This window comes from Acetobacter tropicalis (assembly GCF_001580915.1).
Classification (GTDB): Bacteria; Pseudomonadota; Alphaproteobacteria; order Acetobacterales; family Acetobacteraceae; genus Acetobacter; species Acetobacter tropicalis.
Map to the genome: position 1 here is coordinate 1 of NZ_LHZQ01000186.1, position 20,371 is coordinate 20,371.

A 20,371-nucleotide genomic window follows, 5' to 3' on the forward strand; every position below is an offset into this window, starting at 1 on the left:
CGATTGGGCTCATAGGTTATAGCAATCAACGGTTGGTATGAGACCTTTCTGTCCCGCCAGTGTGAACTGGCGGGACACTCTTTTTCAGACTGTTTTTCTTTTCCGGGGTGGCATCTTGCCACTTTATCTCTATCTTGAGTGAGAGTGCCTGAACCGACTTCCTGGGTTTTGATGGAAGGAGGCAAGGGCTGGTGCAGGTTTTTTACGGGAATGACTAACATGAGGGATCGTGATCCCGTTGAGATTTTCAGCAACGCTTTGGTGCCCATGGTGGTCGAGCAGACCTCACGGGGGGAGCGGGCATTCGATATCTATTCCCGCCTGCTTCAGGAGCGGATTATTTTTTTGACAGGCCCCGTCTATGATCAGGTGGCCTCTCTTATTTCCGCACAGCTTCTCTATCTTGAAAGTGTGAACCCCACGAAGGAAATCTCCTTCTATATCAACAGCCCTGGCGGCGTTGTGTCTGCCGGTCTGGCAATTTATGACACCATGCAGTACATCCGCAGCCCCGTTAGCACCGTGTGCATCGGTCAGGCGGCTTCCATGGGGTCTTTATTGCTGGCTGGGGGCGAGAAGGGGCACCGTTATGCGCTGCCTAATGCTCGTGTCATGGTGCATCAGCCTTCTGGCGGTGCACAGGGACAGGCCAGCGATATTGAAATTCAGGCCAAGGAAATCCTTATTATCCGTCAGCGCCTGAATGAGATCTATCGCGAACATACCGGCCAGACGCTTGAGGATATCGAGCAGAAGCTGGAACGTGATAGCTATATGTCTGCCGAGGAAGCACAGTCTTTCGGTATTGTTGACAAGGTAATCAGTCATCACAAGGCAGCAGAAGAAACTGGAAAGAAGGATAAAGACCATCCTTAATCTGGTGAACACCAACACCCCCGTTACAGTGCGGGGGTGGTCTGTCGTAAGGAAGGCAGATAAAGTCTGGAATGCGGCTCTCGGGAGTCTGAGGCCTGGGATGATCGAGGGAGTGGGCTCATGAACGCGAAGTCCGGTGATTCCAAAAATACGCTTTACTGCTCATTCTGCGGCAAATCGCAGCATGAAGTGCGGAAGCTTATTGCTGGTCCAACCGTTTTCATCTGCGATGAATGCGTAGAACTCTGCATGGATATCATCCGTGAAGAGCACAAGACCACGCTTGTCAAATCGCGTGAAGGCGTGCCCACGCCCAAAGAGATCTGCAAAGTTCTTGATGATTATGTGATCGGGCAGTTTGAGGCCAAGAAGGTTCTCTCTGTTGCCGTGCATAACCATTACAAACGTCTGACCCAGTCAGCCAAGAACAATGATGTCGAGATTGCAAAGTCCAACATCCTGCTGATTGGCCCGACAGGCTCCGGTAAGACCCTGCTGGCACAGACTTTGGCGCGTATTCTGGATGTTCCGTTCACCATGGCGGACGCCACCACGCTAACAGAAGCCGGATATGTGGGGGAAGATGTTGAAAACATCATCCTCAAACTGTTGCAGGCTTCTGATTATAATGTGGAACGGGCGCAGCGCGGCATCGTTTACATTGACGAGATCGATAAAATCTCACGCAAGTCAGACAATCCTTCCATCACGCGTGACGTAAGTGGGGAAGGTGTTCAGCAGGCTCTGCTGAAACTGATGGAAGGGACTGTGGCATCTGTTCCGCCTCAGGGTGGCCGTAAGCATCCGCAGCAGGAATTCCTGCAGGTGGATACCACCAATATGCTGTTCATCTGCGGTGGTGCTTTCGCCGGGTTGGACAAAATTATTGCCGCTCGCGGGAAAGGCACGGGGATTGGCTTCGGCGCCGATGTTCGTTCTCCGGATGATCGTCGGATGGGAGAAATCCTGCACGATGTAGAGCCGGAAGATCTGATGAAATTCGGGTTGATCCCCGAATTTATTGGTCGTCTGCCAGTGCTGGCTACTCTGGGTGATCTGGATGAAGCGGCGTTGATCCGTATTCTGACAGAACCCAAGAATGCGCTGGTTAAGCAGTATCAGCGCCTGTTCCAGATGGAAGATGTGCAGCTTTCCTTTACGGATGATGCATTGAAAGCCATTGCGGACCGCGCCATCAAACGCAAGACCGGTGCCCGTGGGCTACGCTCCATTATGGAGAGCATCCTGATGTCCACAATGTTTGACCTTCCTGGTCTGGACAATGTGGAAGAAGTGGTTGTGAACCGTGATGTGGCGGAGGAAAAAACCAGTCCGGTTTACGTCTACGGCAAACGGAAAGAGATCCCCGCTGAGCAATCAGCCTGAAAAACGGGGTAAGACATTATAGGGGCGGCGGATCGGAAAGGTCTGTCGCCTCTCTTTTCTGGTTAACCCATTGTGAAATGGGACATTCGTAACGACATAGTAGAGGCAGGGACTGTTTGGTGTCTCTACGGGCCCAGGGGCATGCCGCAGGGCGGGTGTCCGGCCTGGATCGTCCTTGAAGGAGGTCATGGTTATGGCTGATAATGAAAAACCACCAGTAAAACGTAAACGGAAGTCACCAGCCAAAACGCAGGCGGCAACTCCTGAAACTGTTGTGCCAGCTAACGTTTCCCCCGCAGAAGAGGGAACGGCTGTTCAGCAGAAACCGCAAAGCGAGAACCGTGTGGCCGTTTTGCCGCTGCGTGATATTGTTGTCTTCCCGCATATGATCGTGCCGTTGTTTGTCGGTCGTGAAAAATCCGTCAAGGCGCTTGAATCTGTTACGCGTGATGACCGGCAGATCCTGCTGATTGCGCAGAAAGATGCCGCGCAGGACGATCCGGGCATTGATGACGTTTACCGTTTTGGCACGGTATCCACCATTCTGCAGTTGCTGAAATTGCCGGATGGCACCGTCAAGGTGTTGGTGGAAGGTGTCCGCCGCGCCAAGGTAAAAGCGCTGCATGATGTTGACGGACATTTTGAAGCTGAAATTGAAGATGTGGTGGAAACTGCCGCGGTCGGCCCGGATGCCGAAGCGCTTGGCCGTTCCATTATTTCGCAGTTTGAGCAGTATATAAAACTCAACAAGAAAATTGCGTCTGAAGTCCTGGTTTCCCTGAACCAGATTACGGATCTGTCCAAGCTTGTGGATACGGTGGCAAGCCACCTGAACCTCAAGATTTCCGAAAAACAGGAAATTCTTGAAGCTCCTTCTGTCATGCTTCAGCTTGAAAAGGTTTTTGCCCACATTGAGGCGGAAATCGGTGTGCTGCAGGTTGAGAAGAAAATTCGCAACCGCGTAAAGCGCCAGATGGAGAAAACCCAGCGCGAGTACTATCTGAACGAGCAACTGAAAGCCATTCAGAAAGAACTGGGTGAAGGCGAAGACGGTAAGGACGAAACCACCGAGATTGAGGAGCGCATCGCTAAAACCAAGCTTTCAAAAGAAGCGCGGGAAAAGGCGGTAGCGGAACTCAAAAAGCTGCGTGGTATGAGCGCCATGTCAGCCGAGTCGACCGTGGTGCGTAATTATCTGGATTGGCTGCTGGGTATTCCGTGGAAGAAGCGGACCAAGGTCCGTCATGATCTGGCAGAAGCGGAAAAAATTCTGGATACCGATCACTACGCGCTGGATAAGGTCAAGGAGCGTATCCTTGAATATCTGGCAGTGCAGAGCCGGTCCCAGAAACTGAAAGGCCCGATCCTGTGTCTGGTGGGGCCGCCGGGTGTTGGTAAAACGTCTCTGGCTCGGTCCATTGCCAAGGCAACAGGTCGTCATTACGTGCGGATGTCGCTGGGTGGCGTGCGGGATGAAGCCGAAATTCGCGGGCATCGCCGCACGTATATCGGTTCCATGCCAGGCAAGATCATCCAGGGCATGAAGAAGGCGAAGGTGTCCAACCCGCTCTTCCTGCTGGATGAAATTGACAAGCTGGGCGCGGATTGGCGCGGTGATCCGGCTTCGGCCTTGCTGGAAGTGCTGGACCCGGAACAGAACAGCACATTCGCTGATCATTATCTGGAAGTAGATTATGATCTGTCCGATGTGATGTTTGTCACGACGGCGAATAGCCTTAACATGCCGCAGCCGCTGCTGGACCGGATGGAGATCATCCGTCTGTCTGGCTACACGGAAGATGAGAAGGTGGAAATTAGCCGCCGTCATCTGATTGCCAAGCAGGGTGAGGCCCATAACCTCAAGCCGGATGAATGGTCCATCAGTGATGACGCCCTGCGGGATCTGATCCGTTATTACACGCGTGAAGCGGGCGTACGTAGCCTTGAGCGCGAGATTGCCAATCTGGCGCGTAAGGTTGTGAAAGAGATTGTGACCGGCAAAGCCAAGAAAGTGGCTATTACCGTCCGCAACCTCGAAAAACTGGCTGGCGTGAAGCGCTTCCGTTACGGCGAGACCGAAGCGGAAGATATGGTGGGCATTGTCACCGGGTTGGCGTGGACCGAAGTGGGCGGAGAAATTCTGACCATTGAAAGTGTCATGGTGCCCGGTAAGGGCGGCATTGTGGAAACTGGCAAGCTGGGTGACGTCATGAAGGAAAGCGTCTCTGCTGCGTTTTCCTACGTGCGGAGCCGGGCAACCACCTTTGGTGTGGCGCCGACTCTGTTTGATAAGCGGAGCTTCCACGTGCACGTTCCCGAAGGCGCGACTCCGAAAGATGGGCCTTCTGCGGGCGTTGCCATGGCGACGTCTCTGGTGAGTGTGCTGACTGGTATTCCCATCCGGCGGGATGTTGCCATGACAGGCGAGATCACGTTGCGCGGGCGTGTGCTGCCCATTGGTGGCCTGAAAGAGAAGCTGCTTGCGGCAGTGCGGGCCGGTATTCGCACGGTCTTTATCCCCAAGGATAATGAAAAGGATCTGGCGGAAATTCCTGAATCTGTGAAGAAAGATCTGGAAATCGTACCCGTTTCGCATGTGGATGAAGTGCTGGCGCGTGCGCTGGTGCGGCAGCCGCAGCCAATCCATTGGGAAGAAGTGCCGGAAGCTGTTCCGGGTGCGGAAGGGGCGGCCCGCGTTTCCGTGCTGCCGCACTGAGATAAAAAACACTCTGAAGCCGAAGTTTGCTGTTGATCGGTTGACGTGGCAAAAAACGGCTTCATAGTGCGAGCGGGAAGCGGAGAGGCGGACGCAATGCCGCCCGCCGCTCCACCAAAGTTATATATTATTGAGAAAGGCGTAATATGGAGAAGCCGCTTAACAAGCAGGAACTCGTGGCGGCAGTGGCCGACGAGGCTGCTCTGCCCAAGGCTAAGGCTGGAGAAGTGGTCGACGCCGTATTCGGTGCTATCGAGAAGGCTCTGTCTCGTAAGCAGGAAGTTCGTCTGGTTGGGTTCGGTACGTTTGTAACCGCAACACGTAAGGCGGCTAAGGGTCGTAACCCGCGCACGGGTGAAGAAATCGACATTCCGGCTTCTACCTCTGTCCGTTTCAAACCGGGCAAGGCACTGAAGGACGCCGTAAGCTAAATCCCTGCGGGAAATAGTTTTTCGGCTTTCGGGCGGCAAATCTCAAAAAAGGGGTTGCCGCCCGTTTTTATTTGTGACACATAAGCGGCGGGCGATTAGCTCAGCGGTAGAGCGTCTCGTTTACACCGAGATGGTCGGGGGTTCGATCCCCTCATCGCCCACCAAACCATTTTGTCTGTAAGGCATAATGGTTCCCCCTCGGGGCCAAGAGCTCTCGATTTCCTGATAAAAGAAAAAAGTCCGGTTTTCTCCTGTAATAACCGGATATCTCAAGTAATCACGTGAAAGTGGCTGTAACGAGCGGCCTGTAGCCATGGTTGTTCGCCCCGCTTGGGGGTAGGTTGTCTGCATGATGTTTGGTTTACGCGACCTTTCTCGTGCAGGAGCCCCCCGATGCAATCTGTCCTTGGTGATTACGCGCCAGTTCTTATTTTCGGTGCCCTCTCCGTGGTCATTGCCGCTGCGATGCTGGGTATGGCGCTGATAAGTGGACACCAGAAGCCTTATCCTGAAAAAACAACAGCATATGAATGTGGTTTTGAGGCATTTGATGATGCCCGTCGCCGCTTTGATGTGCGGTTTTATCTGGTGGCTATCCTCTTCATTATTTTCGATCTTGAAGTCGCATTCCTGTTCCCGTGGGCAGTCAGTCTCTCCCGCATAGGGTTGTTCGGCTTTCTTTCTATGCTGGGGTTCCTGAGCGTGCTGGGGATCGGTTTTCTGTATGAGTGGCGCAAAGGCGCGCTGGACTGGGATTAAGGGGAAAGCGCCTATGTCTGCGAATTCACAAGAAGATGCTGTTCTCTGGAACAGAGAGGCTCTGCCGCCGGGGCCCGAACAGGATGCCGTTGTGCGCGGCATTACGGGCGCCATAGCCGAGAAAGGCTTTGTGGTTGCCAATCTGGACAAGCTGGTAAACTGGGGGCGTACAGGTAGTCTGTGGCCCATGTCTTTCGGGTTGGCGTGCTGCGCCGTGGAAATGATCCATGCGTACATGCCCCGATACGATCTGGACCGTATGGGGGTTATTCCTCGCGGATCTCCACGGCAGTCGGATGTCATGATTGTTGCAGGCACGCTGACCAACAAGATGGCCCCCGTGCTGCGCCGTTTGTATGAGCAGATGGCAGAACCCCGATGGGTTATCTCCATGGGTTCCTGCGCCAATGGTGGCGGGTATTACCACTATTCCTATTCCGTGGTGCGCGGCTGTGACCGCATTGTGCCGGTTGATGTGTACGTGCCCGGCTGTCCGCCCACTGCAGAAGCGTTGATTTACGGCATCATGCTTTTGCAGAAGAAAATTCGCCGCACGGGGACCATTCTTCGTGGCTGAGCTTCCTGTTAATCCACAGCAGAACCGCCTGCAGGGGCAAGTAGGCTCCATGGCGTTTACGCTTGCCACGTCTCTGCCTGGCATTCATTCGGCTGCGGTTGAAAAGGGCGAACTGGTGGTGCGTACGGTGCGTGACCAGCTTCTCCCGCTCATGACGTTGCTTCGTGATGATCCTCGGTATCGTTTTGAACAGTTGATGGATCTGTGTGGTGTCGATTTCCCGGGAAGGGAAGAGCGGTTTGAGGTCGTGTATAACCTTCTTTCCGTCTTCCATAACCACCGTATCCGCGTGATTGTCACAACAGATGAGACAACGCCGGTTCCGTCCGTGCATCACCTCTGGCCGTGCGCCACGTGGTGGGAACGTGAATGTTATGATCTGTTTGGCGTTCTCTTTTCCGGGCAGCCGGATTTGCGCCGGATTTTGACTGACATCGGTTTTGAAGGCTTCCCGTTGCGCAAGGATTTCCCCCTGACGGGTTACGAAGAAGTCCGATACGATGTTGAGCTGCGCAAGGTTGTAAAAGAACCCGTTAGCCTGACACAGGATTTCCGGGATTTTGATTTTGTTTCTCCGTGGGAAGGGATGCTGACCCTGCCCGGAGACGAAAAGGCGCATGAAGTCAGGCAAGGTATCAAGAGGTCCCGCGGATGACCGATATGAAACAGCCCCGTGCCGTGGATGTTGAAGAAACATTCCTGAGAAACGATATTCCTGAAAGCCTTTTGACTGAACAGAAGCTTCAGGAAACTGAGCGGCGAACAGTTGAAATTGATTCCCATGCCCTGAATTTCGGGCCTCAGCATCCATCGGCTCATGGTGTGTTGCGTCTTGTGCTGGAAATGGAAGGCGAGGTTGTGGCGCGGGCCGTGCCCCATATCGGCCTTTTGCATCGTGGCACGGAAAAGCTGATAGAATACAAAACCTATCATAAGGCGCTGCCGTATTTTGACCGGCTGGATTACGTTTCTCCCATGTGCGAGGAGCAGGCGTTTGCGCTGGCCACGGAAAAGCTTCTGGGTATAGACATTCCCGAACGGGCTAAATGGCTGCGGGTTATGTTTGCGGAAATTACCCGTATTTTAAATCATATCCTCAATATTACCGCCATGGGGCTGGACTGCGGAGCGGTAACGCCCGCTTTGTGGGGATATGAGGAACGGGAAAAACTGTTGGAGTTTTATGAAGCAGCGTCTGGTGCGCGGTTTCATGCCAACTATTTTCGTCCAGGCGGTGTAGCGCGCGATATTCCGGCTGAATTGGAAGATCGGATTGGCGCGTGGGCCAAGGAATTCCCGGCGTGGATTGATGATCTTGAAGGTCTGTTGACGGAAAACCGTATCTGGAAACAGCGTACGGTAGGGATTGGCATTTTCACAACCGAGCAGGCTCTGGCATGGGGGTTCAGTGGCCCATGCCTTCGGGCTTCCGGTGTGCCATGGGATCTCCGGCGCAGTCAGCCGTATGACAATTACCACAAAGTTGACTTCAAGGTGCCTGTTACCCGGCAGGGCGACTGCTATGATCGGTATCTCGTGCGCATGGAAGAAATGCGCGAGAGTGTGAAGATTATCGAACAGTGCCTGGCGCAGATTCAGCCCGGAGATGTGAAAGTGCAGGACCCAAAGTTCACGCCGCCACGGCGTGCAGACATGAAGCGGTCCATGGAAGCACTGATCCATCACTTCAAGCTGTTCAGTGAAGGGTATCATGTGCCGCCAGGAGCCACCTACACAGCCGTTGAAAGCCCGAAGGGCGAATTTGGCGTGTATCTTGTGGCAGACGGCAGCAACCGTCCGTATCGCTGCAAAATACGGCCTACGGGTTTTTCCCATTTGCAGGCCATAGATGAACTGTCACGCCGGGCTATGCTGGCAGATATGGTGGCGGTCATTGGCTCTCTTGATCTTGTGTTTGGGGAGGTGGACCGTTGAACACCCCATGGAAACCGGCAGAGCAGCCGGACAAATTTACATTTGATGCAGCATCTGAAGCGGAAATCGCAAAAGTGCTCGTCAAGTATCCGGAAGCGCGCAAGGCCAGTGCCGTCATGCCCATGCTTTATATTGCCCAGCGGCAGATGGGGCGGGAAACGGGGAGCGCATGGGTGCCTGTTGCCGCCATGGATGAAATTGCGCGGCGGTTGGACATGGCGCCCATCCGTGTGTACGAGGTCGCATCCTTTTATACCATGTTCAACACGCGCCCGATCGGGCGGTATCATCTTCAGGTTTGCACGACGACATCCTGCTGGCTTCGCGGCTCAGATGATGTTGTGCATGCCTGCAAAAAAGCAGCCGGCATCGGTGGTTTTGGTGAGACAAGCGAAGACGGTCTGTTCACCCTGACACAGGTGGAATGTCTGGGAGCATGCGCGAACGCTCCCATTCTGCAGGTGGATGATGATTTCTATGAAGATATGGATGGCCCGCGCACGGAAGCCCTGATTGCAGCGCTCCGTGCAGGAGAAAGACCTCCGGCAGGACCGACCGTAAACCGGTGCGGGTCCGCCCCCGAAGGGGGATGCAAGACCCTGCTTGTAACGCCGGAAGCGGCGTCTGAAAACCAATAGGAGAGACGGCCATGTTGCAGGACAAAGACCGGATCTTCACCAATCTCTATGGTCAGGATGATTGGAAGCTGGAGGGAGCCCGCAAGCGCGGAGACTGGGATAATACGGCAGCTATCCTCGCCAAGGGGCGGGATGGTGTTGTGGCGGAAATGAAGGCGTCCGGTCTGCGCGGGCGCGGCGGGGCAGGCTTCCCCACCGGGCTGAAATGGTCCTTCATGCCCAAGCAGTCAGACGGTCGACCACATTATCTGGTGATTAACGGTGATGAATCCGAACCGGGCACATGCAAGGACCGCGAAGTCATGCGGCATGAGCCGCATAAGCTGATTGAAAGTGCGCTGATCGCCTCGTTCGCCATGGGGGCGCATGCCGCTTATATCTACATTCGCGGTGAGTTCTTTCGTGAAGCCGAACATCTCCAGTATGCAGTTGATGAAGCTTACGCAGCCGGGCTGCTTGGAAAAAATGCAGCCGGAACCGGATGGGATTTTGATTTCTACATTCATCGTGGCGCAGGGGCTTATATCTGCGGGGAAGAAACAGCCCTGCTGGAAAGCCTGGAAGGCAAAAAAGGCCAGCCACGTATGAAACCGCCTTTCCCTGCCGGGGTAGGGTTGTATGGCTGCCCGACCACGGTGAACAACGTGGAAAGCATTTCAGTTGCCTCTACGATCATGCGGCGTGGGGCAAGCTGGTTTGCCGGGCTTGGGCGGCCCAATAATGCGGGAAGCAAACTCATGGCAATTTCCGGTCATGTGAATACGCCCTGCGTGTTTGAAGAAGAGCTTGGCGTTCCGCTGAAGGACATTATCGAAAAGCATGGCGGTGGCGTACGGGGCGGATGGGATAACCTGCTGGCCGTTATTCCCGGTGGCTGCTCCGTGCCGGTCCTGCCGAAATCCATCTGCGAAACAGTGTTGATGGATTATGACAGTTTACGCGCTGAGCGTTCTGGTCTGGGGACAGCGTGCATGATTGTCATGGATAAATCGACAGACATTATTGAGGCCATTGCGCGTTTCTCCCGCTTTTTCAAACATGAAAGCTGCGGACAGTGCACACCGTGCCGCGAAGGTACCGGGTGGATGATGCGCATGATGGACCGGATGGTGCAGGGGCGTGCCGAGCTTGAAGAAATTGATCTGCTTGAGCAGGTCACGCGGCAGGTTGAAGGGCACACCATCTGCGCGCTGGGTGATGCGGCGGCATGGCCTATTCAAGGGTTGATCCGTCATTTCCGCCCTGAAATGGAAGCCCGTATTCGTCAGTACAAAGCCGCACCTGGCGGAACCGGTCTGGTGCAGGTGCCCGCGCACGGCGTGCCAGTGGCAGCGGAGTAAAAGCCATGGTGAGGGTTATTGTTGATGGAACGCCGGTTGATGTTGCTCCCGGTTCTTCCGCTCTTCAGGCGTGTGAAGCCGCAGGGAAGGAAATTCCCCGCTTCTGCTATCATGAACGCCTTTCCGTAGCAGGTAACTGCCGTATGTGCCTGGTGCAGGTTGTGCGTGCGCCAAAGCCAGTTGCATCCTGCGGTTTTCCGGTTTCGGAAGGAATGGAAATTCTGACGGATACGGATGTGGTGCGCCGCGCCCGTCGGGCCGTAATGGAATTTCTGCTGATCAATCATCCACTTGATTGCCCGATCTGTGATCAGGGTGGTGAATGTGATTTGCAGGACCAAGCTTATGGTTACGGCACCGGTATCTCCCGCTACCATGAAGACAAGCGTGCGGTAACGGACAAGAACCTCGGTCCGTTGGTGAAAACGGTAATGACGCGCTGCATTCAATGCACACGGTGCGTTCGTTTCACAACGGAAGTGGCAGGCACTCCTGAACTTGGCATGGTGTCGCGCGGTGAAAACGCGGAAATTACCACTTATGTGGAAAAGGCCCTGACATCCGAGCTTTCAGGTAATCTGATTGATATCTGTCCTGTTGGTGCGCTGACAGCTAAACCCACGGCGTTTCATGCACGGTCCTGGGAATACAAAAAGACGGACAGCATTGATGTGCTGGATGCGCTGGGTACCAACATTCAGGTTCAGGCGCGCGGCGGCGAAGTAATGCGCATTGTGCCCCGTGTGAATGATGAAGTGAATGAAGAATGGCTGTCAGACAAGGCCCGTTTTTCAGTTGATGGTCTGAAGCGTCGGCGGCTTGATAAGCCGTGGGTGCGAGTGCATGGCAAATTTCATGCAGCCTCATGGCAAGATGCTTTTGTCTCTCTGGCTCGCAGGCTGGATGGTGTGTCTGGAGACAGGATTGGCGCGGTAGCGGGTGATCTGTGTGACGCAGAAAGCCTGTGCGCTTTAAAAGATCTTATGTCTGCACTGGGGTCTTCCAATATAGACTGCCGTCAGGATGGGGCCTGGTATGATACGAGTGCCCGTGAAGGCTATTTGTTCAATAGTGATATTGTCGGAATTGATGAGGCAGATGCGCTTCTGATTGTGGGTTCAGTGCCTCGTCATGAAGCGCCTGTGCTGAACGCTCGTATCCGCAAGCGGTTTCTGCGGGCAGGGCGTGGCGGCTTCCCGATTGCGATGATCGGTGCATCCTCCGCTGACCCCACTTATGATGTCACCTTCCTTGGGGATGGGCCGGATGTTCTGACTTCTCTGCTTGATGGTAGCATTCCTTTTGCAGAAACACTGAAGTCAGCAAAGCGTCCCATGATCATTCTGGGGCATGGCGCGCTGACGCGGCGGGATGCTCAGGCGGTTTATGAAGCCTGTCGCACCCTGGCGGAACAGAGCGGTGCTATTGCGGATGGATGGAACGGGTTCAACATTCTGCACACCGCGGCTTCTCGAGTAGGGGCGCTTGATCTTGGTTTTCTGCCGGGGCCACGTGGTCTGGCCGCAGCCAATATGCTGCGGGGCGGGGTGGATGTTCTCTGGCTGATGGGTGCCGACGAATTCCCGATCGATAAAATCGCTCCCGAGACATTTGTGGTCTATCAGGGACACCACGGAGACGCTGCCGCCGCCCGTGCTGACATTATCCTGCCAGGGGCGGCTTATACCGAAAAACCGGGTACGTATGTCAATATGGCAGGGCGTGTTCAACGGGCATTCCGTGCGGTGTTCCCTCCGGGTGATGCACGGGAAGATTGGCGTATTCTTAGGGCTTTTTCAGAAGTGGTCGGGCACACATTGCCGTATGACACACTAGAGGCTTTGCGCGCCAGAATGGTGGAGGTGAACCCCGTGTTTGCGTCCATTGGTTCTGTGGCGACACCACAGGCCCGCCTTCCGGCACAGGCCGAAGGGACTGCACAAAAAACAACAGCCGAGTTCAGTGCTAGTGCGTTCCGTCCGGCTATTGATGATTATTACCAGACAAACCCCATAAGCCGGGCTAGCCCGACCATGGCGGAATGTTCGCGCATTTACGCACCAGTGCGCGCAGTGGCGGCGGAGTAAGGGCTGATGGCGCAGTTTTTTTATCATACGCTGATAGGCCAGATTATTCTGATGGTTCTGGAAACGCTGGCCGTTCTGGTTCCGCTGCTGATTGGTGTAGCGTACCTCACATTGATGGAACGCAAGGTGATGGCCGCAATGCAGATGCGGCGCGGCCCGAACGTGAATGGTCTTTTTGGGCTGCTTCAGGCTTTTGCTGATGCCATCAAGATGATTTTCAAGGAAACGGTTATTCCCGCAGGGGCCAATCGGGCGCTGTTTCTGTTCGCACCGTTTCTAACATTCTCTCTGGCCATGCTGGCGTGGGCGGTTATTCCCACGGGGAATGGTCTGGCCGTTGCGAATATCAATGTTGGTATTCTGTATCTGCTGGCTATTTCTTCATTGGGTGTTTACGGTATGCTCATTGCCGGGTGGGCATCCAATTCAAAATACGCCTTTCTCGGTGGTCTGCGGTCCGCAGCGCAGATGGTCTCCTATGAAGTGTCGATCGGGCTTGTCATCGTCTCTGTTCTGTTGGCGGTGGGCAGCCTGAACCTGAACGACATTGTGCTGGCGCAACGGCACGTGTGGTTCTGCCTGCCCATGTTCCCGATGTTCATCGTGTTTTTTATCTCGGCGCTGGCGGAAACCAACCGGGCACCATTTGACCTTCCTGAAGGGGAAAGTGAACTGGTAGCCGGGTTCTTTGTTGAATATTCCTCGCTGGCATTTGGTCTCTTCTTTCTTGGCGAATATGCCAACATGATCCTGATGTCAGCCATGGTCAGCATTCTTTTCCTTGGCGGCTGGATGCCTCCGCTGGGTATTGCGCCTTTCACATGGGTACCTGGTCCGCTGTGGCTGATTTGCAAAATCCTGTTCTGCCTGTTCGTGTTTATCTGGGTGCGGGCCACATTCCCCCGTTATCGGTATGACCAGCTTATGCGGTTGGGCTGGAAGGTTTTCCTACCGTTCTCCCTACTGTGGATGATTGGAACCGCAGGCTTCCTTATGGCTACGGGCCTGCTGCCTCAGGCTGGAGGTGTAAACTGATGAGTGCTCTTGGAAAAACCTTCCGGTCCTTTCTGTTGGCCGAACTGGCGGCAGGCATGGCGTCCACTTTCAAGATGATGTTCAAGCCGAAAGTCACGCTGAACTATCCTTATGAAAAAGGGCCGCTGTCCCCGCGTTTTCGCGGTGAGCATGCATTGCGCCGTTATCCCAATGGGGAAGAACGCTGCATTGCCTGCAAGCTGTGCGAAGCCACATGCCCCGCTGAAGCCATTACAATTGAGGCTGAAGAACGGGACGATGGTTCCCGCCGCACCACACGCTATGACATTGACATGACCAAATGCATCTATTGCGGTCTGTGTGAGGAAGCGTGCCCGGTTGACGCCATTGTTGAAGGCCCGAACTACGAATTTGCAACCGAAACGCGTGAAGAGCTGATGTACAACAAGGACAAGCTGCTCGCGAATGGAGACCGTTGGGAGGCTCTGCTGGCCCGACGGTTGGAACTTGATGCGCCTTATCGCTGAGATGATGCAGGCCATGTCCTGGCAGGAGGTAAGCTGATGATACCGCAGCTTGTATTTTACGTTTTTGCGACGGTGCTGCTTGTATCCGCCACAATGGTTATTACGGCGCGCAACCCGGTGCATTCGGTGCTGTTTCTCATTCTCGCGTTTTTCAATGCGGCGGGTCTGTTTCTGGTGGCCGGGGCCGAATTCCTGGCGATGCTGCTGGTGATTGTTTATGTGGGCGCGGTCGCGGTTCTGTTCCTGTTTGTGGTCATGATGCTGGATATTGATTTCACGCAGATGCGGGAAGGCTTTCAGCGTCATGCCCCGATTGGCGCGTGCGTGGGCGGCATCTTGTTTGTTGAGCTCATCATGGCGCTGGGGAACTGGAAAATGGCCCCCGATACGGGCATCGCCCCGCTGAGCGGCGCACCGGGCCTGACGAACACAGCCGCCTTGGGCACGTTGATTTACACCCATTATGTTCTGCTGTTCCAATCCTGCGGTCTTGTGCTGCTGGTGGCCATGATCGGGGCCATTGTGCTCACACTGCGCCAGACCAATACAGGCCGCCGTCAGGACATCAGCAAACAGCATGCACGCACACGTGAAGACACGCTGGTGCTTGTAGATCTGCCACTTGGCGAAAATGTGTTGGGTAACGGTGGTTTCCTCCGTCCCCACACATCCTATTACGAAAATGCAGTCCCCGGATCATACGGATCAGGAGGGCAGGCGGAGGCAGACAAAAGGGAGACCGGCGCATGACGCCCGCAATCGCCCCCATTGGGCTTGGCCCTTATCTGATTGTCAGCGCAGCATTGCTAGTGCTGGGTGTGTTTGGCATTTTCCTGAACCGGAAAAACGTCATCATCATCCTGATGTCCATGGAATTGATCCTGCTGTCTGCAAACCTCAATTTTGTCGCGTTTTCTTCCGCCCATGCAGATCTTTCTGGGCAGATCATGGTGCTGTTTGTGCTGACCATAGCGGCAGCGGAAGCAGCGATTGGTCTGGCTATTGTCACGGTCTATTTCCGCAACCGTGGATCCATCCAGGTTGAAGACGTTACGATGATGAAGGGATGAGCGGACTCATGCAGACCGATCTTCACCTGTTTGCCACGGCCATCCTCCTGCCTTTGGCTGGGGCGGTTGTTGCGGGGCTGGGTGGTCGCCTTTTGGGCGATGCCATGGCCAAGATTATAACCATTGGCTGCATGGGCGTTGCAGCGCTGTGTGGTGTTGGTGCTCTTTATGGCGGCTGGTCCGCCGGTTTTGCACCGCAGACTGTGCCATTGGCCGATTGGGTGAACGCAGGCGGTTTTCACGCAACGTGGACCCTGCGGTTTGATACGCTTTCTGTGACCATGACGGCCATGGTGCTGTGTGTGTCTCTGCTGGTGCATTGTTACAGCCTTGGCTACATGAGCCACGAAACCATGCCGACTTATCGGTTCTTTTCGTATCTCTCTCTGTTTACCTTTGCCATGCTCATGCTGGTGTCCTCGAATGATCTCATCCAGTTGTTCTTCGGGTGGGAAGGGGTCGGTCTGGCCAGCTATCTGCTGATTGGCTACTGGTATGATCGGCCTTCCGCCACCGCAGCGGCGATCAAAGCATTTGTGGTTAACCGCGTGGCTGACCTGTTCTTCCTCGTCGGGATCGGGCTGGTGTATGTTCTGTTTCATACCGTTCAGTATGATCAGATTTTTGCAACGGTTCCTCAGGTTCTTGGTGCGTCCTATTCCCTGTTCGGCACCACGTTCAACATGATGGAAGTGATCTGCTTCCTGCTGTTTGTGGGGGCCATGGGCAAATCCGCCCAGCTTTTCCTCCATACGTGGTTGCCCGATGCCATGGAGGGCCCAACGCCAGTTTCCGCCCTTATTCATGCGGCAACAATGGTCACGGCTGGCGTGTTCCTGATGGCGCGTATGTCTCCCTTGCTGGAGTTCGCACCCGGCACGCGGATGTTTGTAATCTTTATTGGGGCCACCACCTGTTTCTTTGCCGCTACGGTCGGCATGGTGCAGCCAGATATCAAACGCACCATCGCGTATTCCACCTGTTCACAGCTTGGCTACATGTTTGCTGCTGTGGGTGTGGGGGCGTATCAGGCATCTGTTTTCCACCTGACCACACATGCCTTTTTCAAAGCACTTCTGTTTCTTGGTGCGGGCTCTGTCATCCACGCCGTGCATGATGAGCAGAACATGTTCCGCATGGGCGGTTTGTGGAAAAAACTGCCGCTGACATACGCTGTTATGTGGATTGGTAGCCTTGCGCTGGCCGGTGTGTTTCCGTTCGCGGGATATTGGTCCAAGGATGCCATTTTGAACGCTCTGTGGGCCAGTGGCAGCAGCATGAGCCATTATGCCTGGACACTTGGCACCATTACGGCGTTCATCACGGCTTTTTATAGCTGGCGCCTGCTGTTTCTTGTGTTTCATGGCGCACCGGCAGAAGAACATGTGCGTGATGCCGCGCATGAAAGCCCTGCGGTTATGACCGTACCTCTGGTGCTGTTGGCTATTGGTGCCGTGGTGGCCGGCGTTGCTCTGGCGCCGTATTATATCGGCGCAAAGCAGGATCTGTTCTGGAACGGGGCCATTTTCAACGCGCCGGGCAACAGCATTATGGAAACATTTGAGCATGTTCCCGCGCTGATCGGCCTGTTGCCCTCCATTGCCGGGCTGGCAGGGATTGCTCTGGCCTATGTGTTCTATGTGGCGTCTCCCGCATTGCCTGCCTCCATGGCGCGGTCTTTTGGTCCGGTTTATCGGTTCCTGCTCAATAAATGGTATTTTGATGAACTCTACACAGTTATTTTTGTCCGTCCCTATGCCGCCATTGCGCGCGTGCTGTGGAAAGAGGGGGATGAAGGCGCTGTGGAAGGGCTGCCGCGTGATCTGGTGCGCGCAACTGTTACGGGCGCATCGGAGGCCGTCAAACTCCAGACCGGTTCCATTGCCATTTATGCCTTCACCATGCTGGCGGGCCTTGTGGTGCTGCTGACCGTCGCCCTGTGCGGATGAGGGGTGGATGATGTCGTTTTTTTTCTTTTTTGATATCTGTAGTGAACGGAGTGCAGTGCGATGAGTGCGACCTCGGTCAACTGGGCGCTGGCTCTGCCAGAAATCACACTTGCACTTTCCGGCTTGATCATTCTGGTTGTGGGCGTGTTGCAGCGGCGGGGGGAAGGGTTCTTTCCTTGTTCCATGCTGACGGTTGCCGCTTTTGTGGGGTGTGGGTTTCTGGTGGCCCTTTCGCCCGACGGCGCGGGTTATGCCGGTACCTTTGTGAATGACAGCTTTGCACGCTTCATGAAAATTCTGGCACTGGTGGGTGGCCTTCTGGCAACGATTGTCACCGTAGGGTACCGTGGTGAGGACCGGCATGATCCGGGAGCGTTACCGTTTGAAACGCCTATCCTCATGCTGTTTTCAACCCTCGGTGCCATGATCATGGCATCCTCCGCCAATCTCATGACCTTGTTTGTCGGATTGGAACTGTCTTCTCTCTCCATCTACATTCTCTGCGCTCTGGAGCGGGACCGGGTTACGTCTTCTGAAGCCGGATTGAAATATTTTGTTCTGGGCTCCCTGGCTTCCGGGCTGCTGCTGTATGGCATGTCTCTGGTCTATGGTTACGCAGGCACCATGGAATATACGGGGCTGATTGCCGCCATCCATGCGTCAGGAACGCTGCCGCCAGGGTTGATTGTTGGCATTGTGTTCGTGGTGGTGGGGCTGTGTTTCAAGCTTTCCGCCGTGCCCTTCCATATGTGGACGCCTGATGTCTATCAGGGGGCACCAACGCCGGTAACAGCCTATATGGCGGGCGCGCCCAAGTTTGCGGCCTTTGCTCTGTTTCTGCGTGTCATGGTCGGGCCGTTCGGTGCGGTTGCGCCTCGCTGGCAGATCCTGATTGAAACCGTTTCCATGCTCTCCATGGTCTATGGGGCTTTTGCGGCCATACCGCAGACGGATATCAAGCGTCTTATGGCGTATTCCTCCATTGGCCACATGGGGTACGCCATGATGGGGCTGGCATCGGCTTCAGCCGCAGGGGTAAGGGCAACCCTGATTTATCTTGCAGCCTATCTGGTCATGAATGCAGGGGTCTTTGCCGGAATTGCCGCCATGCGTCGCAAAGGGCGTGAGGTAACGGCCATTTCCGATCTTGCCGGGCTGAGCAAGACCGACCCAGGCATGGCGGCAGCACTGGCTATCTTCATGTTCAGCATGGTCGGCGCACCGCCGCTGGCCGGGTTCTTCGGCAAGTTCATGGTGTTTGCGGCCGCGTGGCAGGCTGGCCTTTATGTGCTGGTCGTTGTAGGGGCTGTCTCCAGTATTGTGGGCGCTTACTATTACCTGCGTGTTGTAAAGGTGATGTATTTTGATGCGCCAGCGGAAGGGCTGGACCGTCCCGCACCCAGCCTGCTGTTTGTTTCAGGCGGCATGGGGCTGGCCACGGTGTTCTTCATTCTGGTTCTCGGACCGCTGATGAACATGGCACAGCAGGCGGCCCTGGCTCTGGCTGGCTGAAGGAGATGGAATGAAGGCAGTTTGTCCGCCTTGGCGGCTGGAATGTTATGATGAACTGACTTCAACCTCGGATGTATGCCTTGAACGGGCCAGAGCGGGCGAAAAGCCTGGTCTGGCCCTTCTGGCTTTGCGGCAGACAAAGGGGCGGGGCAGCCGGGGACGGAACTGGGTCGATGCTGGGCAAAGCCTCGCTCTTTCCATGCTTCTTGATGGGCAGCAGGCGGGGCAGGATGCTCTGGGCGGTTGGCCCTTTCTTGCGTCCCTTGCTTTTTTTGAAGGGTTGGCAGAGACCATGCCTGCTGCCCGTGATCATCTGATGATCAAATGGCCCAATGATATTCTGCTGGATGGCCAGAAACTGGGCGGCATTCTGATCGAGCGGGAAGGGCGGGCCCTCATTATCGGCATGGGTGCCAATCTGGCGCGGTCTCCGGCAACGGACGCCATAGGGCGGGAGGCAGCTTTTCTGGGGCGATACGGAGGGCCTCCTCATCCGCGTGCTGTGGCGGAGGCTATTCTGGCGCAGATCACACACTGGCGGGATGTCTGGGAGCACCAGGGGTTTGGTATTCTGTGTGCGGAATGGATGAAACGGGCGCATCCTGTGGGCACGCCTCTTGTGGTAAACGGCGGGACTACTTATGAAAAGGGGCGGTTTGCAGGGCTGGCCGCAGATGGTCGGCTGCTGCTGGAAACGGAAAACGGGATGAAAACGATCGCAACCGGAGATATCCTGCTGGCATCACAGGGGGCAGGACGTGCTGCTCGTCATTGATGCAGGCAACACAAATGTGGTGTTTGCCGTGCATGATGGTGCAAAGTGGCGGGGTACGTGGCGTATCACCATGCAGGCGCAGCGTACGTCTGATGAATATGCTGTCTGGCTGCTGGCGCTTCTGCGGATGCAGGGGATCTCTGCTGATGATGTTGAGGGTGCAGTTATTGGCACGGTGGTGCCTGCCGCCCTTTATCATCTGCGTACGCTTTGCCGCCAGTGGTTTGCGGTTGAACCTCTTCTGGCATCAGCCCGGTTGGACTGGGGCTTTGTAATCAAGACGGATAACCCCGATGAAGTTGGGGTGGACCGTCTTTTAAATGGTCTGGCGGCACACCATCTGTATGGTGGACCGTTAACAGTTATTGATTTTGGCACGGCCACCACGTTTGATGTGGTGGATAGTGAAGGCAGTTATTGCGGTGGTGTGATTGCGCCGGGGATCAATCTGTCTGTTGAAGCCTTGCATCAGGCTGCGGCGCGTCTGCCGCGTATTGGTGTGGGGCGCCCGGCAGTTGATTCCGTTATCGGGCGTAATACCGTTACGGCTATGCGCTCAGGGGTGTTCTGGGGGTATGTGGGTTTGATCGAGGGGATCGTCGAGAGGATCAGGCGGGAAGTCGGGCAGGATATGAAAGTGCTCGCAACCGGCGGTCTGGCTCCGCTCTTCTCGGAAGGAACAACGGTGTTTGACCACGTGGATTCAATGCTGACCCTGAACGGGCTGCGGATATTGGCGGGGCGGAATCCCTTGCCGCGTCTTACAATCGAAAAAGATGTTTTGACAGAAGGATAGT

General features: G+C 55.1%; 20 protein-coding genes and 1 tRNA gene. 20 read left to right on the forward strand and 1 reads right to left on the reverse strand.

Features of this window, described 5'->3' with window-relative positions:
- On the reverse strand, nucleotides 1-221 hold a 221-nt coding region (locus AD944_RS17245; protein WP_211263330.1), incomplete at its 3' end, for a hypothetical protein.
- Here AD944_RS17245 and clpP point away from each other — a divergent pair.
- From clpP to AD944_RS05250, 20 genes are all read left to right on the forward strand, one after another.
- Nucleotides 211-876 carry an ATP-dependent Clp endopeptidase proteolytic subunit ClpP gene (clpP, locus tag AD944_RS05155; RefSeq protein ID WP_174766843.1) on the forward strand — a complete coding sequence of 222 codons (666 nt, stop codon included), beginning with the start codon at nucleotides 211-213 and terminating at the stop codon, nucleotides 874-876. The two genes, AD944_RS17245 and clpP, sit on opposite strands and share 11 nt — an antisense overlap.
- A 120-nt stretch (nucleotides 877-996) precedes the next feature.
- Nucleotides 997-2,262: an ATP-dependent Clp protease ATP-binding subunit ClpX gene (clpX, locus tag AD944_RS05160; RefSeq protein WP_006559065.1), complete on the forward strand. Its 1,266-nt coding sequence runs from the start codon at nucleotides 997-999 to the stop codon at nucleotides 2,260-2,262.
- Nucleotides 2,263-2,455: 193 nt separating this feature from the next.
- Nucleotides 2,456-4,978, forward strand: coding sequence for an endopeptidase La (gene lon / locus AD944_RS05165; protein ID WP_082741269.1), 2,523 nt, complete (start codon nucleotides 2,456-2,458; stop codon nucleotides 4,976-4,978).
- 146 nt (nucleotides 4,979-5,124) lie between these two features.
- Nucleotides 5,125-5,409, forward strand: a complete 285-nt coding sequence (locus AD944_RS05170) for an HU family DNA-binding protein (protein ID WP_006559067.1) — start codon at nucleotides 5,125-5,127, stop codon at nucleotides 5,407-5,409.
- An 89-nt stretch (nucleotides 5,410-5,498) separates the two neighbouring features.
- Nucleotides 5,499-5,573 (forward strand) — tRNA-Val (locus AD944_RS05175).
- Between the two features lie 229 nt (nucleotides 5,574-5,802).
- Nucleotides 5,803-6,168, forward strand: a complete 366-nt coding sequence (locus tag AD944_RS05180; protein WP_006559069.1) for an NADH-quinone oxidoreductase subunit A — start codon at nucleotides 5,803-5,805, stop codon at nucleotides 6,166-6,168.
- A 13-nt stretch (nucleotides 6,169-6,181) separates the two neighbouring features.
- Nucleotides 6,182-6,745, forward strand: coding sequence for a NuoB/complex I 20 kDa subunit family protein (locus tag AD944_RS05185; protein WP_045542830.1), 564 nt, complete (start codon nucleotides 6,182-6,184; stop codon nucleotides 6,743-6,745).
- Nucleotides 6,738-7,400: an NADH-quinone oxidoreductase subunit C gene (locus AD944_RS05190; protein ID WP_045542829.1), complete on the forward strand. Its 663-nt coding sequence runs from the start codon at nucleotides 6,738-6,740 to the stop codon at nucleotides 7,398-7,400. The genes AD944_RS05185 and AD944_RS05190 overlap by 8 nt, the downstream gene beginning before the upstream one ends.
- A 5-nt stretch (nucleotides 7,401-7,405) precedes the next feature.
- Complete coding sequence (locus AD944_RS05195) at nucleotides 7,406-8,680, forward strand: NADH-quinone oxidoreductase subunit D (RefSeq protein WP_373317157.1); 1,275 nt, start codon at nucleotides 7,406-7,408, stop codon at nucleotides 8,678-8,680.
- Entirely contained in the window at nucleotides 8,677-9,318 is a 642-nt protein-coding gene (locus AD944_RS05200) for a complex I 24 kDa subunit family protein (RefSeq protein ID WP_045542827.1), read from the forward strand. Before AD944_RS05195 ends, AD944_RS05200 begins: the two co-directional genes overlap by 4 nt.
- Before the next feature lie 11 nt (nucleotides 9,319-9,329).
- On the forward strand, nucleotides 9,330-10,658 hold the full coding sequence (nuoF, locus tag AD944_RS05205) for an NADH-quinone oxidoreductase subunit NuoF (protein ID WP_045542826.1): 1,329 nt from the start codon (nucleotides 9,330-9,332) through the stop codon (nucleotides 10,656-10,658).
- A 5-nt stretch (nucleotides 10,659-10,663) separates the two neighbouring features.
- Nucleotides 10,664-12,745, forward strand: coding sequence for an NADH-quinone oxidoreductase subunit NuoG (nuoG, locus tag AD944_RS05210; protein WP_045542825.1), 2,082 nt, complete (start codon nucleotides 10,664-10,666; stop codon nucleotides 12,743-12,745).
- A 6-nt stretch (nucleotides 12,746-12,751) separates the two neighbouring features.
- A complete protein-coding gene (gene nuoH / locus AD944_RS05215) occupies nucleotides 12,752-13,780 on the forward strand; it encodes an NADH-quinone oxidoreductase subunit NuoH (protein WP_035380839.1) in 1,029 nt (342 codons plus the stop codon).
- Nucleotides 13,780-14,268 carry an NADH-quinone oxidoreductase subunit NuoI gene (nuoI, locus tag AD944_RS05220; protein WP_006558247.1) on the forward strand — a complete coding sequence of 163 codons (489 nt, stop codon included), beginning with the start codon at nucleotides 13,780-13,782 and terminating at the stop codon, nucleotides 14,266-14,268. Before nuoH ends, nuoI begins: the two co-directional genes overlap by 1 nt.
- A gap of 36 nt (nucleotides 14,269-14,304) precedes the next feature.
- Nucleotides 14,305-15,018 carry an NADH-quinone oxidoreductase subunit J gene (locus tag AD944_RS05225; protein ID WP_006558248.1) on the forward strand — a complete coding sequence of 238 codons (714 nt, stop codon included), beginning with the start codon at nucleotides 14,305-14,307 and terminating at the stop codon, nucleotides 15,016-15,018.
- The gene (gene nuoK / locus AD944_RS05230) at nucleotides 15,015-15,338 is read left to right on the forward strand and encodes an NADH-quinone oxidoreductase subunit NuoK (RefSeq protein ID WP_006558249.1); all 324 of its coding nucleotides are present in this window, start codon (nucleotides 15,015-15,017) and stop codon (nucleotides 15,336-15,338) included. The genes AD944_RS05225 and nuoK overlap by 4 nt, the downstream gene beginning before the upstream one ends.
- A gap of 8 nt (nucleotides 15,339-15,346) precedes the next feature.
- Complete coding sequence (gene nuoL / locus AD944_RS05235; RefSeq protein WP_045542824.1) at nucleotides 15,347-17,287, forward strand: NADH-quinone oxidoreductase subunit L; 1,941 nt, start codon at nucleotides 15,347-15,349, stop codon at nucleotides 17,285-17,287.
- Nucleotides 17,288-17,347: 60 nt separating this feature from the next.
- Complete coding sequence (nuoN, locus tag AD944_RS05240; RefSeq protein WP_006558251.1) at nucleotides 17,348-18,799, forward strand: NADH-quinone oxidoreductase subunit NuoN; 1,452 nt, start codon at nucleotides 17,348-17,350, stop codon at nucleotides 18,797-18,799.
- Between the two features lie 10 nt (nucleotides 18,800-18,809).
- Nucleotides 18,810-19,574: a biotin--[acetyl-CoA-carboxylase] ligase gene (locus AD944_RS05245; protein WP_045542823.1), complete on the forward strand. Its 765-nt coding sequence runs from the start codon at nucleotides 18,810-18,812 to the stop codon at nucleotides 19,572-19,574.
- Nucleotides 19,558-20,370, forward strand: coding sequence for a type III pantothenate kinase (locus AD944_RS05250; RefSeq protein WP_006558253.1), 813 nt, complete (start codon nucleotides 19,558-19,560; stop codon nucleotides 20,368-20,370). Before AD944_RS05245 ends, AD944_RS05250 begins: the two co-directional genes overlap by 17 nt.
- Nucleotide 20,371 lies beyond the last annotated feature (1 nt).